This is a genomic window from Bartonella sp. P12B, from assembly GCF_055796185.1.
This window is the reverse complement of the sequence record NZ_JBTTDI010000042.1, coordinates 1-2,625: the sequence shown is the minus strand read 5'-3', so window position 1 is coordinate 2,625 and position 2,625 is coordinate 1. Positions and strand designations below refer to the sequence as shown.

At 35.8% G+C, this 2,625-nt stretch carries 3 protein-coding genes; 2 read left to right on the top strand and 1 reads right to left on the bottom strand.

The genetic code is table 11. The features are described 5' to 3' along the window. Window positions 1-261: 261 nt before the first annotated feature. The gene (locus AC0QT1_RS08435; RefSeq protein ID WP_473201351.1) at window positions 262-576 is read left to right on the top strand and encodes a type II toxin-antitoxin system HigB family toxin; all 315 of its coding nucleotides are present in this window, start codon (window positions 262-264) and stop codon (window positions 574-576) included. Beyond that, window positions 573-929, top strand: a complete 357-nt coding sequence (locus tag AC0QT1_RS08430; protein ID WP_473201350.1) for a helix-turn-helix domain-containing protein — start codon at window positions 573-575, stop codon at window positions 927-929. Before AC0QT1_RS08435 ends, AC0QT1_RS08430 begins: the two co-directional genes overlap by 4 nt. 115 nt (window positions 930-1,044) lie before the next feature. Here the strand turns inward: AC0QT1_RS08430 and AC0QT1_RS08425 are convergent, their stop codons facing one another. After that, entirely contained in the window at window positions 1,045-1,866 is an 822-nt protein-coding gene (locus AC0QT1_RS08425) for a DNA adenine methylase (protein ID WP_473202111.1), read from the bottom strand. Between the last annotated feature and the right edge of the window lie 759 nt (window positions 1,867-2,625).

Below are 2,625 nucleotides of genomic sequence, written 5' to 3'. Positions count from 1 at the left end.
GCCGACAATTCCGATAACTGCTGATTGAACTGCGCGAAGGGGACGTGTGCCATCGTCCACCTCGACAACTTCAACACCGTGTAAAAAACCTGTTGTCATTATGATGCTCCTTTAAATGAGGGGTGAATGAAAATGAATGGAAAAAAATGAGAAACAAAAAGCCGCTCTTGAGAACAGTTGGTTTTCAAGCAGTACTTTTTTATAAATATCTTGACATGGTCCCAAAATGGTACTAAGGTTAATAAAAATCAGGATACACTTATGAAAATTATTAAAATCTCCACACTTCAAGTTTTTTGGGCTAGATATCCTGATGCAGAACAACCCTTAAAAGCATGGATAGATGAAGCTAAAAATGCACAATGGCGTTCACCTCATGACATTAAAGAGAAATATAAAAATGCAAGCATATTAAAGAATAATCGTGTTGTTTTTAATATTAGAGGCAATGATTATCGTTTAATTGTTTCAATCTTTTATCCAGCAGGCTGGCTTTATATAAAATTTATAGGAACACACAAACAGTATGATGCAATTGATGCTAATACTGTAGAACTAAAGGAATTTAAGAAATGAATATTAAGCCCATTCGTACAGAGAAAGATTACCAAGAAGCATTAGAAATTGTGTCTGCGATGTTTGACAATCAACCAAAAGAGAATACTCCAGAATTTGATCAAATGGAGGTTCTTGTGTTGTTGATTGAAGCATATGAAGCAGAACACTACCCTGTTTCTCCTCCTCATCCGATTGAAGCTATTAAATTTAGAATGGAACAAATGAACTTAAGTGCTAAAGATCTCGTTCCAGCGATTGGTCATTTAAATCGCGTTTATGAAATCTTGAGTGGCAAAAGAAAATTAACACTACGCATGATTAGAAACTTGCATCAACAATTTAATATTCCATTGGAAAGCTTGATAGCTTAGGTTTTATTAAAAAGGCGGAGGGGAGGTCAAACTTTGACACTAGATTTTGTAGTAATTTACTTTTTAAAAGGGGCTTCAGAGGTCATTTAAAGCCCTTTTAATGAATCTTTTTTTCCTAAAAATCGCAATTTGAGATAATCAACTCTTTAGCCGGAATCGCATTATTTGAGGCGTTACACGAATAAAGTGTTTTTACCTCTCTTATCTTAAATTGACTAAAGGTTTTTCGTATCTCTGGCACATCATTGAGAGAGAGAAGAAACTTGCCCTTTAATTGTGCAAGCAATGTGGACATCGTCTGGTAATCCTCTCGTTTAAACAAATCCTTTCCATAGTAGTCCTCAACACCCCAATAAGGTGGATCAAGATAAAACAAAGTCTTTGGTCGGTCATAGCGAAGAAGAAAATCAGACCAATTTAAATTTTCGATGGTAACACTTGCTAAACGCCGGTAGATAAGCTTTAGTAAGCCTTCAAGTTTCAAAGTGTTAAATCGTGCACTACGGTCCGTTTTAACTCCAAAGGTACGCTCTGCAACCTTCCCACTAAAGCTCAACCGCTGTAGATATAAAAATCGCAAAGCCCGCTCTAAATCCGTGAGAGTGTTTGGATCTTGCATGCGCAAGCGTTGAAACTCCTCACGGCTGGTGATTTGGAACTTCAACAAATCCATAAAAGGATGATAATGGCGTTGCAAAACTCGAAAAAAATTCACCACATCACTTGAACGATCATTGATAATTTCAGTAGGTGGAATCAACTTCCGCCTAAAGAATATTCCTCCCATACCAACAAAAGGTTCAGCATAAGTGCGATGGGGAATACCTTCAATGATTTTGGTAATCGTTTTGGCTAATTTTATTTTGCCGCCAATATAAGCAGCAGTTGGTGTGACTGGATCAACAAATTTTAATGTTTCCTTGTAAAGTGTATCCATAATTTTTTAACACTCTTTCATCTATATTAGCCATCTTCTCATTGCTTCAAGTGATAAGAAGTGGCTGCGATGTTAAGTCAGTTTACATCGGGCGGGTGTGTCGCAAAACTTGTCCCGTTGGCTGGACTACCAGCCCAGCCTCTATTTTTATGCTTTGTTTTCCCTTGTTTGGTGCTTATAAAGTGATTTTTGTGGTATATCGGCTTGGTTTTTTCAGTGATGGGTAACCAGAGCTTTTTGCCTATAAGCTGTTAATTTTGTCACAAAATCTTTGGAGTAAAAATGGGGTGACTCGACTATGATGGCGTCCCCTTTTGCGTAAAAACACAGTACAATCAATATGTTATGTGATTTTATTTTGTTTAAACCCCCATCAAAATCCACACTTTTATGCACGATTCAATTGAACATTTTTTATAAACAATAGCCATCTATAAACAGAGCATAAAAAGCAAATCATGATGCCAATGTTATAACACATGAGAGCATTCAAATGAAATGCAAAGCAGTTATCATTCATAACATCTCATAAATTTTACAAGACGTTTTTATCACATAATCGCAATTGTTAAAACGATATTCTTTTAATGATAGAATGCAAAACACGTATCAAAAGCTTTTTTGATAATAGGTTTAAAGTAATAAACGCAATTTGGATTGAGTAATTTTGGTCACTTCAAAAATGAGGGCATCTTTGCTAATTTCATAAGCAGAGAGAAGTTAGATATATCAACATCATTAAACGCAGATGTTTAAAAG